Source organism: Streptomyces sp. SLBN-31 (assembly GCF_006715395.1).
In the GTDB taxonomy this organism is placed as follows: Bacteria; Actinomycetota; Actinomycetes; order Streptomycetales; family Streptomycetaceae; genus Streptomyces.
In genome coordinates, this window is the sequence record NZ_VFNC01000002.1 from 3,492,094 (window position 1) to 3,506,347 (window position 14,254).

Here is a 14,254-nt window from a genome sequence, read left to right on the forward strand (position 1 = left end):
CACGAATTCCACGAGGAGGTGGAGCGGCGATGGCGAGCATCAAGGACGTCGCTGCCGAGGCGGGGGTCTCCGTCGCCACGGTGTCGCGTGTCCTGAACGACCATCCGTCGGTCAGCGCCGACGCACGCACGCGCGTGCTGGCCGCCGTCGAGGCGCTGGGCTACCGCCCGAACGCCGTCGCCCGTTCGCTGCGCACCGACCAGACCCACACCCTCGGCCTGGTCATCAGCGACGTGATGAACCCCTACTTCACCGAGCTGGCCCGCTCCGTCGAGGAGGAGGCCCGCGCGCTCGGCTACAGCGTCATCATCGGCAACGCCGACGAGCGGCCCGATCTGCAGGATCATCACGTACGGACGCTGCTCGACCGGCGGATCGACGGTCTGCTCGTCTCCCCCACCGACGGCGGCTCCCCGCTCATGCTGGACGCCGCGCGCAGGGGCACGCCCATGGTGTTCGTCGACCGGTGGATCCCGGGCGTCGACGTGCCGGTGGTGCGGGCCGACGGCCGGGCGGCGGTACGGGACCTCGTCGCGCACCTGCACCGGCTGGGCCACCGGCGGCTCGCGATCATCGCGGGGCCGGCGGCCACCACGACCGGACGTGAGCGCATCGAGGTCTTCCGGGAGGCGCTCGCCGAGTACGGGCTGGAGCTCCCCGACGTCTACATCGGGCAGGGCGACTTCCAGGCCGAGAGCGGGCGGCGGGTCACCGAGGGGTTCCTCGACCTGCCCGTGCCGCCCGAGGTCGTCTTCGCCGCCGACAACCTGATGGCGCTGGGCGCCCTGGACGCCGTACGCGCGCGTGGGCTGCGCGTTCCGCAGGACATCGCGCTGGCCGCGTTCGACGACATCCCGTGGTTCGTGCACACAGATCCGCCGATCACCGCGATCGCCCAGCCCACGGGCGAGCTGGGCCGGGCCGCCGTACGGGCCCTGATCGACCGCATCGAGGGACGGCCTCCCCAGTCCGTCACCCTCCCCGCCCGGCTCGTCGTACGCCGCTCGTGCGGCGAGAACCCCACCGAAGTGCAAAGGAGCACGTCGTGAGCAACCGGGACGAGTTGCTGCGCATCGAGGGCATACGGAAAACCTTCCCCGGCGTGGTCGCGCTCGACGGCGTCGACTTCGATCTGCGCCGGGGCGAGGTGCACGTACTCCTCGGTGAGAACGGCGCAGGCAAGAGCACGCTCATCAAGATGCTGTCCGGCGCCTACCACCCCGACGAGGGCCGGGTCCTGGTGGACGGCGAGGAGGTGCGCATCCGCGGGGCGCAGGACGCCGAACGGCTGGGCATCGCCACCATCTACCAGGAGTTCAACCTCGTACCGGACCTGACCGTCGCCGAGAACATCTTCCTGGGGCGCCAGCCGCGCCGGCTCGGGATGATCGACCGGAAACGGATGGAGGCCGACGCCGAGGTGCTGCTGAAGCGCGTCGGCGTCAGCGTCTCGCCCCGCGCGCGGGTGCGTGAACTCGGTATCGCGCGGCTGCAGATGGTCGAGATCGCCAAGGCGCTCAGCCTGAACGCGCGCGTGCTCGTCATGGACGAGCCGACCGCCGTGCTGACCTCGGAGGAGGTCGAGAAGCTCTTCGCGATCGTGCGGCAACTGCGCGAGGACGGCGTGGGGATCGTCTTCATCACGCATCACCTGGAGGAGATCGGCGCCCTGGGCGACCGGGTGACCGTCATCCGCGACGGGAAGTCCGTCGGGCAGGTGCCCGCCACCACGGCCGAGGACGAGCTCGTACGGCTGATGGTGGGGCGGTCGATCGAGCAGCAGTACCCGCGTCAACAGCCCGAGAGGGGCGCCGCGTTGCTCACCGTCGAAGGGCTCACCCGGGACGGCGTCTTCCACGACGTCGGCTTCGAGGTGCATGCCGGTGAGGTGGTCGGCATCGCGGGGCTCGTCGGAGCCGGACGCACCGAGGTCGTGCGGGCCGTGTTCGGCGCCGACCCGTACGACAGGGGCGCCGTGAAGGTCGCCGGGACCGCGGTGCGGCGCGGTGACGTCAACGCCGCCATGGCCGCCGGGATCGGGCTGGTGCCCGAGGACCGCAAGGGCCAGGGGCTGGTGCTGGACGCGTCCGTCGAGGAGAACCTCGGGCTCGTCACCCTGCGGACCGCCACGCGCGCGGGGCTCGTCGACCTCAAGGGGCAGCACGAGGCCGCCGAACGGATCGCCGGGCAGCTCGGCGTGCGGATGGCCGGACTCGGGCAGCACGTGCGCACCCTGTCGGGTGGCAACCAGCAGAAGGTCGTCATCGGCAAGTGGCTGCTCGCCGACACCAAGGTGCTGATCCTCGACGAGCCCACCCGTGGCATCGACGTCGGCGCCAAGGTCGAGATCTACCAGCTGATCAACGAACTGACCGCGGCCGGGGCCGCCGTACTGATGATCTCCAGTGATCTGCCCGAGGTGCTCGGCATGAGCGACCGGGTGCTGGTAATGGCCCAGGGCCGGATCGCGGGCGAACTCGGGGCCGGCGAGGCCACCCAGGACGCCGTGATGGCCCTCGCGGTCAGCAACCCCAGGAACCAGAAGACCGGAACGGAGGCCAGCCGTGGCCACTGACACGCTCAAGAGCACTACGGGCGCCGGTGGCGCCACCGGCGGCCTGCGCCGCCTGCTCCTCGACAACGGCGCGCTCACCGCGCTGATCGTCCTCCTCATCGCCCTGTCGGCGCTGTCCGGGGACTTCCTGACCACCGACAACCTGCTCAACGTCGGCGTCCAGGCGGCCGTGACCGCCGTCCTCGCCTTCGGCGTCACCTTCGTGATCGTCTCGGCGGGCATCGACCTGTCGGTGGGCTCGGTGGCCGCGCTGTCCGCCACCGTCCTCGCCTGGAGCGCCACTTCGCACGGCGTGCCGGTCGTGCTCGCGGTCGTGCTGTCCGTGGCGACCGGCGTCGTGGCCGGACTGGTCAACGGCTTCCTGATCGCGTACGGGAAACTGCCGCCGTTCATCGCGACGCTCGCCATGCTGTCGGTGGCCCGCGGTCTGTCGCTGGTGATCTCCGAGGGCTCCCCGATCCCCTTCCCCGACTCCGTCTCCCACCTCGGTGACACGCTCGGCGGCTGGCTGCCGGTGCCCGTGCTGGTCATGGTGGTCATGGGGCTGCTGGCGGCGTTCGTGCTCGGGCGGACGTACATCGGCCGTTCGATGTACGCGATCGGCGGCAACGAGGAGGCCGCACGGCTGTCCGGGCTGCGGGTGAAGAAGCAGAAGCTGGCGATCTACGCCTTCTCCGGGCTGTTCGCGGCCGTCGCCGGCATCGTGCTCGCCGCCCGGCTGTCCTCGGCGCAGCCGCAGGCCGCCGACGGCTACGAGCTGGACGCGATCGCCGCGGTCGTCATCGGCGGGGCCTCGCTCGCGGGCGGTACCGGCAAGGCGTCCGGCACGCTGATCGGCGCGCTGATCCTGGCGGTGCTCCGCAACGGGCTGAACCTGCTCAACGTCTCCGCGTTCTGGCAGCAGGTCGTCATCGGCGTCGTCATCGCGCTGGCGGTGCTCCTCGACACGCTGCGGCGCAAGGCGGGTGCCACGCCGGTGGCCGCGGGTACCGGGGGCAACAAGTCCAAGCAGGCGGGGACCTACGCCCTCGCGGCCGTCGTCACCGTCGCGCTGGTCGGCGCGACCTCCTTCCTGCACAACGGCGGCTCGTCCTCGGCCACCCCGAAGGTGGGCCTGTCGCTGTCCACCCTCAACAACCCCTTCTTCGTGCAGATCCGCTCCGGAGCCCAGGCCGAGGCGAAGAGGCTGGGCGTGGACCTGACCGTCACCGACGCACAGAACGACGCCTCACAGCAGGCCAACCAGCTGCAGAACTTCACCAGTTCGAGCCTCGGCGCGATCATCGTCAACCCGGTGGACTCGGACGCGGCGAGCAACTCCGTGAAGGCCGCCGACAAGGCGAAGATCCCGGTCATCGCCGTCGACCGCGGTGTCAACAAGGCGACCGTGGACGCCCTGGTGGCCTCCGACAACGTCAAGGGCGGTGAACTGGCCGCGCGGACGATCGGCGAGAAGCTGGGCGGCAAGGGCAAGATCGTGATCCTGCAGGGCCAGGCGGGCACGTCGGCGGCGCGCGAGCGCGCGGCGGGCTTCGCGGCCGGTCTGAAGGCCTACCCGGGCATTCAGGTGGTCGCCCAGCAGCCGGCCGACTTCGACCGCACCAAGGGACTCGACGTGATGTCGAACCTGCTCCAGGCGCACCCGGACGTCCAGGGCGTCATCGCCGCCAACGACGAGATGGCCCTCGGCGCGATCAAGGCGCTGGGCTCCAAGGCCGGCAAGTCGGTCCAGGTCGTCGGATTCGACGGCACCCCGGACGGTCTGAAGGCCGTCGAAGGGGGGACGCTGTACGCGTCCGTGGCGCAGCAGCCCTCGCAACTGGGCAGGATCGCCGTGGACAACGCGCTCAGGGCCCTGCAGGGCAAGAAGGTCGAGGAGATGGTGAAGGTGCCGGTGAAGGTCGTCACGAAGCAGAACGTGGCCGGCTTCACCGGCTGACGACGGCAACGGCCGGGACGGTCGGGAACGACGGGGAACGGGCGGGCGGCCAGGGGGACCGCCCGCCCCAGGACACTCATCCGGGAGTCTTTTCATGTACGACTACGACCTGCTGGTCGTGGGTTCGGCCAACGCCGACCTGGTCATCGGTGTCGAGCGACGGCCGGAGGCGGGCGAGACCGTGCTCGGCTCCGACCTGGCCGTCCACCCGGGCGGCAAGGGCGCCAACCAGGCCGTCGCCGCCGCTCGCCTCGGGGCCCGTACGGCCCTGCTGGCGCGGGTCGGCGACGACGCGAACGGCAGGCTGCTGCTGGACTCGCAGCGGGCGGCCGGCGTCGACACGGTGGGCGTGCTGGTGGGCGGGGCGCCGACGGGGGTCGCGCTCATCACCGTCGACCCGTCGGGGGACAACAGCATCGTGGTGTCGCCGGGCGCGAACGGCCGGCTGACCCCGGCCGACGTCCGGGCGGCGGCCAGCCTGTTCCAGTGCTCGCGGGTGGTGTCGGCGCAGCTGGAGATCCCGCTGGAGACGGTCGTGGAGGTGGTACGCAGTCTGGCGGAGGGCAGCCGGTTCGTGCTGAACCCGTCGCCGCCCCGGCCGCTGCCGACCGAGGTGCTGGCGGCCTGCGATCCGCTGATCGTCAACGAGCACGAGGCGAAGGTCGTCCTGGGCGAGGCGTGCGTGTCCGAGCGGCCGGAGGACTGGGCGCGGCTGCTGCTGGCGAAGGGACCGCGGTCGGTGGTGATCACCCTGGGCGCGCAAGGTGCGTTGGTGGCCTCCGCGGAAGGGGTGGAGCGGGTGCCGTCGACGAAGGTGGACGCGGTCGACACCACGGGCGCGGGCGACGCGTTCACGGCGGCGCTGGCCTGGCGGCTGGGCACGGGCTCCGGCCTGGCCCAGGCCGCCGCCTACGCGGCCCGCGTCGGGGCGGCCGCCGTCACCAAAGAGGGCGCCCAGGAGTCCTTCCCGACGGCGGAGGAGGTCGAGTCCCTGTGCTGTACCGGCCCGGGGGGCGACCCCCGGACCCCCGGCAGAGAGCCGGACGACGCGTCCGACACCGGCCGACGAGGTGAGTCCCTGTGAAGAAGGCGGGGATCCTCAACCGGCACCTCTCCGGCGCGCTGGCCGAGCTCGGGCACGGGGACGGGGTGCTGGTGTGCGACGCGGGCATGCCGATCCCGGACGGCCCGCGCGTGGTCGACCTGGCCTTCCGTGCCGGGGTGCCGTCCTTCGCGACGGTGCTCGACGGCCTGCTGGCCGAACTCGTGGTGGAGGGGGCCACGGCTGCCGCGGAGGTGCAGGACGCCAATCCCGGGGCCGCCGCCCTGCTGACGGGCGAGTTCCCCCAGCTGGAGCTGGTCTCGCACGAGCGCCTGAAGGAGCTGTCGGCCGGGGCACGGCTGGTGGTCCGCACCGGGGAGGCGCGGCCGTACGCGAACGTGCTGCTGAGGTGCGGGGTGTTCTTCTAGCCGCCCGCACGCCGGACGAAATTCGAGGGGGCCCGATCCGTCGACCGGGCCCCCTCGGCTTTTCCCCTCCTGCATCAGAACCCCCGCGATCCCCCCAGATCCCCCTCCAAGAGTCCTGACACCAAGTACGACCGGGCAGGTGGGGAAAGGGTTGTGCGGCATTTCCATGATTTTTTCAGATGGCCGGTCGGGTGAGGTAGCCGAGGAGCTTGTCGAGGAGGCCCTCCCCCGTCACAGGGTCGATCGTGTAGCGGGTGACCGATGTGCTGCCGGGGAACTTGGGCAGGTCGTCCGCGCTGTGTTCGGGGAAGACGACCCGCAGGATGCGGCGGTGCCAGGTCTTGGGGTTGTCGTGGGCGTAGTCCCAGATGTAGGCCCCCTCCCAGGTCGCGCCGAGTCCCTTGCCCTCGGCCTCCTTCTGCTCGACGCGCCGCTTGTAGGGGGTGGAGGCCACCATGACGATGAAGTCGGCCGCCTCGCACTCCTCGCTGCACCAGCGGGCCCAGTTCTGGGGCTCGTCCTCCGCGTCGAAGTCCGCCCTGACCTCGACGTGGTCGCGCAGCAGCTTGATCAGGGAGCGCACCCGTTCGCGGTGCTCGGGGTCGTCCTCGTCGTGCGCGTACGAAATGAACACCCGCGGTCGTCTCGGGTCCGCCGCCGGCTTCCGCTGAGGCGGCACCTTGGCCACCGGACCGGCCTCACGGCGCGGGAATGGCAGTACCAGATCGCGCAGTTCGTCGGCGGACACCACGGGCGGGCTGCTTTCGTATCCGGCACAGACGGCGGCGGCGATGCCGTCGACGGCCTGACGGTACGCCGCGCCGAAGCCCTCGGCGAAGATGATGCCGTACAGACCCGTGCAGGCGTAGCTGTCCGTGGCCTCGCCGCTCAGGATGGGGGCGAAGGGCACTCCGGGGGGTGCTACGGCGGTTCGCCAGCGCACCAGGACACGGGCCGGTGAGTCAGAGGGGCGGAGCCGGGGGGCCACGAGGTGCAGACGGCGTTCGAAGACCGCCCAGTCGGCGCCGCAGTCCGGGTCCTTGTAGTAGGCCTCCGAGCACAGCGCGACCAGGACACGGGCCTCGGCGACCAGTGGACGGTTGGCCTTGCCCTCTCCACCACGGCACATGGCCGCATGGATCGCGTGCCCCCTGCGCCGCCCCACGGCCGCGGCCAGATCCTGGTGGAATTGCGCCGCATAGGCAAAGTGCTCGACGGCGGCGAAACTCGTGACGAAGTCGTGTGACATGCGCACCCCTTCACTCCCTCTGCCCCGCGCATCCCTGGTCACGCCCAAAAAGGTGCTGACGTTGGCCAGTTGGCTCCTCATCGGGCACCGGTCGTTCCTCGTACGCTGAGCGGGGGGACACACATGGCCGCGCCGCCTGCGCCTCGGCGTGATCCGAACCGCCCCCCGGTGACGAACGGGGGCCGGATGCAGGGAACTTCGCCGAGCCTTGACACTACGTCAATGGTGGCCGTCCCGAACAGACGTGAGGGACCCACGTGGGACGACAGCACCCCACCCGCGAATCATTGGCCAGAACCTCGGATATCCGTCACCGAAGACGGCCGGACAACCCTGCGGGCATTCGACCAATTCATCGTCAAGCTGAGCAGCCGGTGCAATCTTTCCTGCGACTACTGCTACGTATATGAATTGCGTGACTCGGGATGGCGCCACCGCCCCCGGATCATGCCCGCGCCGGTGCGCGAACGGCTCGTATCACGCATCACGGAACACGTACGACGACACCGCCTGGACCGTGTCAGGGTGCTCCTGCACGGTGGGGAGCCGCTGCTCGCCGGAGCCCGAGTGATCGCAGATCTCACCACAGCGCTCCGCCGGGCAGTGCTCGCGGCCGGCGCCGGGGTGGACTTCGCGCTCCAGACCAACGGCGTCCTGCTCACCGAGGCCCTCCTGGACCTGCTGCTGGATCTGGACGTCCAGGTCGGGGTCAGCCTGGACGGCTACGCGGAGGCGCACGACCGGCACCGCCGCGGACCGGCGTCGCGGTCGCGGCCGGGCCCGGGCACCTACGCCCGGGTGACCGCCGCGCTCCGTCTGCTGGGCACCGCGCCCTACCGGCCCCTGTTCGGCGGTCTGCTGTGCACCATCGACCCGGCGAGCGATCCGGTGCGCGTCTTCGACGCCCTCGCCGCCCACCGGCCGCCGGCCGCCGACTTCCTTCTGCCACACGCGACTTGGGACCATCCGCCGATCAGCACCGACGGCGGAACCCCGTACGCGGCGTGGCTGTGCGCCGTCCACGACCGGTGGCGGGAGAGCGGGCGTCCGATGCGGATACGGCTCTTCGAGTCGGTCGACTCCCTGTCCCGGCACGGCGGAAGCAGCAGCGAGGTACTGGGCACCGTTCCGGCGGCGGCCGTGGCGATCGAGACGGACGGGGCGGTGGCGTGGACGGAGTCACTGAACGCCGTGGCAGAGGGAGCGGCCGGCACGGGCGGCTCGGTATTCAGCCACTCGTTCGACGCCCTGCTGGGTCTTGCCTGCGCGCCGCAGTACGGCACGGGCTCCCTGTGCCGTACCTGTCAGGAGTGCCCCTTGGTGCGCGTCTGCGGCGGTGGGCTGCGCGCCCACCGCTTCGGACGCGGCCGGGGTTTCGCCAACCCCTCCGTCTACTGCAAGGACATCTCCGCTCTCATCCGGCACATCGGGCCCCGGCTGGATCGGTGACCGCATTTTCCGGGACACCCGGCCGAAAAACGGAGGCTACCAGCGCAAATGTACGATGCTACACGCCCTTTTGAGCGAGGGAATAGTCGATGTCGGGTTTTCGGGGGCGTCGGGAGGGCAAAACCCCATAGCATAGGGACCAATTGGCGTGGGGGCACGTACAACTGAAACCCACCTGCGTGCTTCACGTCCATGTGAGTCCATGAGCAAGGACCAAGCCGTGGTTGCAGCAGGAGGCAGGCCCTTGGGGGGATGCGATGGGGCCGTTGTTCTTTACCAGCTACGCCAGCTCGACCGGTGACAGAGGACCGGTCCAACGGTTCCACATCGATGTCCAGAACGAGATCTACAGCGTGCTGGGCCGCACGCCGTCCGCCGAGGGTCGGCTGAAGCGCCCGGAGCCCGCCGCGGATCCGGACGACGTCGTTCTGAACTGCCGCGCCCTGCTGGTCCTGTACTCGGCGGAGTACGTCGACGACCTTCAGTGCGCCAGGGAGTGGTCCGTATTCACAGAGCGCATGGACCGCCGTATGCGACGCACCGGTGAGCGACCCGACTCACTGGTCGGTGTCGTGTGGCGCACCGACGCACTGGTGCTGCCCCGTCCCGTCACCGCCATACGGCACATCGTCGACGAGGAGTACCAGGGGCCCGGGGTGCTCGGCCTCCAGCGGGACCGGCACAGCCGGAGCCGCTACCAGGGAATCGTGCGCCGCGTCGCTGCGGAGCTGATGCGGGCCGCCGAGTCACCGCCGCCGGTCATGTCCGAGGCGGAGAGCCGCGGCGTGATCCCGCGGTTCGGCCCGAGCCGGGCGGTGGCCCGCGCCAGGCCGGCCGCAACCGAGCCGGAGTCCTCGCGGGCGCACGCGGCGGAACCGACCGCCGACCTTGCGGGCCGTCACGTGTTCCTGCTCCTGGTGGCCGGCACCCGCAACCGGATGCGGCACCTGCGCGAACAGGTCGGCCATTACGGGCGGTCGGCCGAGGAGTGGCGGCCCTTTCGCCCGTACAGCGAGGAGACCGTGCCCTCCACCGTCGGCCGGGCGGCACGGGCCTGCGGGATCGACCGGCTCGGCGTCGTCACGCCCCGGCCGGACGGCTGCTTACCCGACGAGCTGGACGAGTCGGCGACGGTCCTCGTCGTCATCGATCCCTGGCTGACGGGCGATCCCGCGTTCCCCGCACTGTGGGAGCGGATCGCGCGGTCACCGGCACGCGTCGCCGCCGTCGTCGTCGTACTCACCCGCACGGACGAGGAGAGCACCGCCAACGCGGCCCGGCTGCGCGAGGCGGTCTCCCGGACACCGGCGCGGGTGCTCGGCGCGGCGCACCAGGAGGCGGGCAGCCGGGACGCGCTGGCGCACATCGTGGCGGCCGTACTGGCCGACGCCGCCACACGCCCCGAGGCCGGCAACGGCCGTGCACGCGGCAGAACGGAGGACCTGTCCATCGAGAGTCCGGCCGAAAGACGCGTCCGCAGGCACCGGGAGCGCGCCGGCTGGCTCAGGCACGGGGCGAACCCGTGGCCTTCGATTCTGAGCAGAACGCCCGGCGAGTCGCTGGGCCCGGGCTGAGCGTATGGGGCGGGGGATGAGTACCACAGGTTCAGCAGGTACAGAAGGTTCAACAGGTGCGGCGGGACCGGGGGGTTCGGCGATCGCGGCAGGTCCGGCGAAGATCATCTCCTTCTACTCCTTCAAAGGCGGAGCCGGCCGCACCATGGCGCTGGCCAACGCCGCCTGGATCATGGCCAGCCAGGGGAAGTCGGTGCTGGTCATCGACTGGGACCTGGAGGCGCCCGACCTCCACGTCTACTACGGCACCTTCCTTCCGATCCAGGACCTCACCTCGGCCGACGGAGTGCTGGACATGTTCTCCGCCTTCGCCAAAGCAGCTGCCGCCATGGACGAGGCGGAGGACCCGAGCGCCCTGCACCCCGACCACACCGACGTCGAGCGCTATCAGATCCGCCTCGAACACGACTTCCCGAACGGCGGCCGGCTCCACTACATGGGCCCCGGACGCATGGGCGGCGACTACGCCGACCGCCTGGCCAGGATCGACTGGAACGGCTTCCGCACCAGCGACGACGGCAGCGAGTTCCTGGAGGCGCTGCGCGCGCGACTGCTCGACAGCGACTACGACTACGTCCTCATCGACAGCCGTACCGGCTTCTCCGGCGGTGCTGAGATCTGTACGCTCGCCCTGCCCGACACCGTCGTCATCGCGCTCACCATGAGCCGGCAGGCCATCCAGGGCGCCCGCAAGATCGCCGAACGGATCTGCCGGTCCCTCAGACCCATCGGTCTGCACGTCGTGCCCACGCGGGTCGACAGGGGCGAGCAGGACCGGATGCACCGGCGCCGCGACGAAGCACGCCGGTCCCTCGACCCGTACCTCGGAATCACCGACGCGGATGCCCTGGCCACCTACTGGGGCCAGGTGAAGGTGCCGTACGTGCCCTACTACACGTACGGCGAGGAACTGGCGGTGATGCGGGACGACCCCCGCGACACCGACAGCCTCCTCGCGGCGTACGTCAGCCTCGTCGACCGGGTCACCGACGGTGCCGTACGGGAGTTCCAGCCGGTGCCCAGCGCCAAGTCCCGCGCGTACCGGCAGCAACTCGCCCACCGGGAGCGGCTGGAGGCCGAGCAGGAGGCCGAGCCCTGCACGGTCACCATCCTGCACGCGCCCAACGACCGGCTGTGGGCCGACTGGATCGGCGAACTGCTGGCCCCGACCCGGATCCAGATCGTCCAGCCTGGCGACAAGCCCGCCGACTCCTTACCCGACAGCACCTACGTGCTCGCCCTGCTCTCCCCGCATCTCGCGGGCACGCCGGCCGGTGAGACCGTCGCGCGACTCACCACGGGCGCGCCCGTCGGCGCCGGCCCGGGCGACCAGCAGGTCATCGGTGTGCGCGTGAGCACCGCGCGGCTGGCCCCGCACTTCGAGTTCGACTGGCACGACACGATCACCCTGGACGGCCAGAACGAGGAAGTGGCCCGCCAGGAGTTGCTGGGCCACTTCGGACTGTCCGCGGGGGCCGGGGAACCGGCGGCCGCCTGGGCCGGTCCCCGGTTCCCCGGACGGCAGCCCGAGGTGTGGGACCTGCCCATGCGCAACGCCGAGTTCATCGGGCGGGTGGAGCAACTCAACGCGCTGCGCGAGGGGTTCGACTCCTTCGGCGGGAACTCCTCGCCGCCCCAGGTGCTGTGCGGCCTGGACGGTGTCGGCAAACAGCAGATCGCCCTGGAGTACGCCCACCGGTTCGCCTCGCAGTACGACATGGTGTGGTGGGTGCCCGCCGCGGAGAACGTCCAGGACTCCCTCACCAGGCTGGCCCGCGCGGTCGGCGCCTCCGGCGGTGGCCCGCACACCGGCGAGGACCGCCAGGCGCTGCTGGAGCGGCTGCGGCAGGAGCGGCGCCGGTGGCTGCTGGTCTTCGACGGTGTGAAGGACCAGGAGGCGGTCAAGGACCTCATACCGACCGGCGGCTCGGGCCACGTCCTGATCACCTCGGGCAGCATGGAGTGGGCTCCCGAGTTCACGAGGCATCCCGTCGACCCCTTCACTCCCGAGGAGAGTGTGGCCCTGCTCAGCCGCAGGCTTCCCGGGGCGTCCGACGAGGAACTGCTGCGGCTGGCCGAGCGGCTCGGGCACCTGCCGATCTGGGAGAAGGCCGCGGCCAACGTGCTGCGGGCCTGCCCCCAGGACATCGACCTCTTCATCGAGGAGCTCGACAGCCGCGGCACGGCCTCCCAGGAGGAGGTCTCGACGGAGTACCGAGACTTCACCGAGGTCTGCAAGCTGGCCTACGAGGATCTGCGCTCGCAGTCCCCGGCCGCGGCCCGGCTGCTGGACCTGTGCGCCTTCCTGTCGCCGGACGGGGTCGGCATGAACGTCGTCAAGTCGGACCGGATGCTGGAGCTGCTGAAGCAGTCCGACCCCGAACTGAACGACGCCGACTTCATCATGCACCGCCACCTCAAGCTCCTGGGCGACCAGGCGCTCGCCGTCCAGGACCCCCGGCTGCGTACGCTCAAGGTGCCCCGCGTGGTGCAGGACCTGGTCCGCGGCTGGATGACCGAGGAGGAGCGCGACGGCACCCGCGCCGAGGTGCTGGGCGTCCTCGCCGCCATGGTTCCGAACGACCTGGAACGGCACGAGCCGGAGCACGCGAGGACCTTCGTCGAGCTCGACCGGCACGTCATGGTCTCCGGGGCCGTGGACAGCACCAAGCTGGCCGTGCACCGCTGGCTGGTGAGCCAGGTGTACCACCGCTGGATGTCGGGTGACTGGAAGCGCGCCCGTGAGCTGGGCGAACTCGTCTTGGAGCGCTGGCGGCAGGCGCTGGGACCGGAGCACCTCATGGTGCTGCGCATGGAGTCCCAGCTCGGCGCGGCCTGCCGGCTCCTCGGCGATTACCGCACGGCGCTCGAACTCACCACCCACGCGGCGGGCACCCTGCGCGCGAATCGCAGCAACGAGGCCGACATCCTGCTGGCCCGGCGCGGCTACGCGGCCGACCTGCGGGCCGTGGGCAGGTTCCGGGAGGCGCGCGACGAGGACCAGGGGACCTTCTTGGGGCTGAAGAGGGCTATCGGCGAGGACGCCAACGGAACGCTGGCCGCCTCGCACAACCTCGCCCTGTCGAAGTTCTACGTCGAGTCGGTCCCGGCCGCGATCCGCCAGGAGCAGCAGGCGCACGAGTGGCGCGAGCAGATCGCGACCAAGAAGGACCCCAAGCCGTGGGTGTCGTACGCGCATCTCGGCACGTACCACCGGGAGGCGGGCGACCTGGCCACCTCGGAGCGGTACCTGGACGAGGCCCGCACCAGGCTGAACAGCCTGCTGGGCACCGGTTCCCACCAGACGCTGGGCGCCGTCGCCAGCCTGGGCATGACCATGGTGCGCCGGGGCGAGGTGGAGCACGGCCTGACGCTGGTCAAGGACGCGTACGTCGCCTACCGCGACACCTGGGGCGAGCAGCACCCCCGCACGATGTCCTGCGGGCTGTCCCTCGCCATCGGCCTGCACGCCCAGGGCAGGACCCCGGACGCCGTGGCCTACACCCGGGACATGCTGGGCCACTACGTCGAAGTGTTCGGCGACGACCACCCCTTCACCGGCATCTGCCGCAGCAACCTCGCGCTGTACCTGCTGGACTTCGGGCAGGCGGAGGAGGCGAAGGAGCACGCCGGCGCGGCGCTGGTCCAACTGCGGGACGCGTTCGACCGCAGGCACCGCTACACGTTGGTCGCCCGAATAAACCACAACAACTGCATGGCGGCGCTGGACGAGCTGAGCACCGGGGAGCTGGCCCTCGAGGATCAGGACATCTACGACGGCTGCAAGGAGCAGTCCGCGTGGGGCGAGAGCCACCCGGTCACACTGACCGCGATGGCGAACCTGCTCGCCTCCCGTCCCCCGGCCGACGGAGAACTCGCGGCAAGCCTCGAACGCAAGGTCGCCGAATACTTCCCGAAGGACCACCGGCTCGCCACGGCACTGCTGGCCGAGCCGTATCTGAGGATCGGCGCCGATCTGGAGGTGCAGGGTGTCTGAC

General features: G+C 70.8%; 9 protein-coding genes. 8 read left to right on the top strand and 1 reads right to left on the bottom strand.

Features of this window, described 5'->3' with window-relative positions:
* Positions 1-29 precede the first annotated feature (29 nt).
* The 5 genes from FBY22_RS35805 to rbsD all read left to right on the top strand — a co-directional run bounded on the left by FBY22_RS35805 (position 30) and on the right by rbsD (position 5,984).
* Positions 30-1,049: a LacI family DNA-binding transcriptional regulator gene (locus FBY22_RS35805; protein ID WP_142152112.1), complete on the top strand. Its 1,020-nt coding sequence runs from the start codon at positions 30-32 to the stop codon at positions 1,047-1,049.
* Positions 1,046-2,575 carry a sugar ABC transporter ATP-binding protein gene (locus FBY22_RS35810; protein WP_142152113.1) on the top strand — a complete coding sequence of 510 codons (1,530 nt, stop codon included), beginning with the start codon at positions 1,046-1,048 and terminating at the stop codon, positions 2,573-2,575. The genes FBY22_RS35805 and FBY22_RS35810 overlap by 4 nt, the downstream gene beginning before the upstream one ends.
* A complete protein-coding gene (locus FBY22_RS35815) occupies positions 2,565-4,514 on the top strand; it encodes a substrate-binding domain-containing protein (RefSeq protein WP_142152114.1) in 1,950 nt (649 codons plus the stop codon). The genes FBY22_RS35810 and FBY22_RS35815 overlap by 11 nt, the downstream gene beginning before the upstream one ends.
* Before the next feature lie 94 nt (positions 4,515-4,608).
* A complete protein-coding gene (locus FBY22_RS35820) occupies positions 4,609-5,598 on the top strand; it encodes a ribokinase (protein WP_142152115.1) in 990 nt (329 codons plus the stop codon).
* The gene (gene rbsD, locus FBY22_RS35825; protein WP_142152116.1) at positions 5,595-5,984 is read left to right on the top strand and encodes a D-ribose pyranase; all 390 of its coding nucleotides are present in this window, start codon (positions 5,595-5,597) and stop codon (positions 5,982-5,984) included. The genes FBY22_RS35820 and rbsD overlap by 4 nt, the downstream gene beginning before the upstream one ends.
* A 175-nt stretch (positions 5,985-6,159) precedes the next feature.
* On the opposite strand, the gene FBY22_RS35830 is transcribed toward rbsD, so the two are convergent.
* A complete protein-coding gene (locus tag FBY22_RS35830) occupies positions 6,160-7,233 on the bottom strand; it encodes an SEFIR domain-containing protein (protein WP_160159955.1) in 1,074 nt (357 codons plus the stop codon).
* Between the two features lie 354 nt (positions 7,234-7,587).
* On the opposite strand from FBY22_RS35830, the gene FBY22_RS35835 reads away from it, so the two are divergent.
* The 3 genes from FBY22_RS35835 to fxsT all read left to right on the top strand — a co-directional run bounded on the left by FBY22_RS35835 (position 7,588) and on the right by fxsT (position 14,253).
* Positions 7,588-8,682 (top strand): FxsB family cyclophane-forming radical SAM/SPASM peptide maturase, encoded by a 1,095-nt coding sequence (locus FBY22_RS35835; RefSeq protein ID WP_260845343.1) that lies wholly within the window; start codon positions 7,588-7,590, stop codon positions 8,680-8,682.
* 266 nt (positions 8,683-8,948) lie between these two features.
* Positions 8,949-10,256, top strand: coding sequence for an FxsC protein (gene fsxC, locus FBY22_RS35840; RefSeq protein ID WP_160159956.1), 1,308 nt, complete (start codon positions 8,949-8,951; stop codon positions 10,254-10,256).
* A 16-nt stretch (positions 10,257-10,272) separates the two neighbouring features.
* Positions 10,273-14,253, top strand: a complete 3,981-nt coding sequence (gene fxsT / locus FBY22_RS35845; protein WP_260845275.1) for an FxSxx-COOH system tetratricopeptide repeat protein — start codon at positions 10,273-10,275, stop codon at positions 14,251-14,253.
* Position 14,254: the final 1 nt, after the last annotated feature.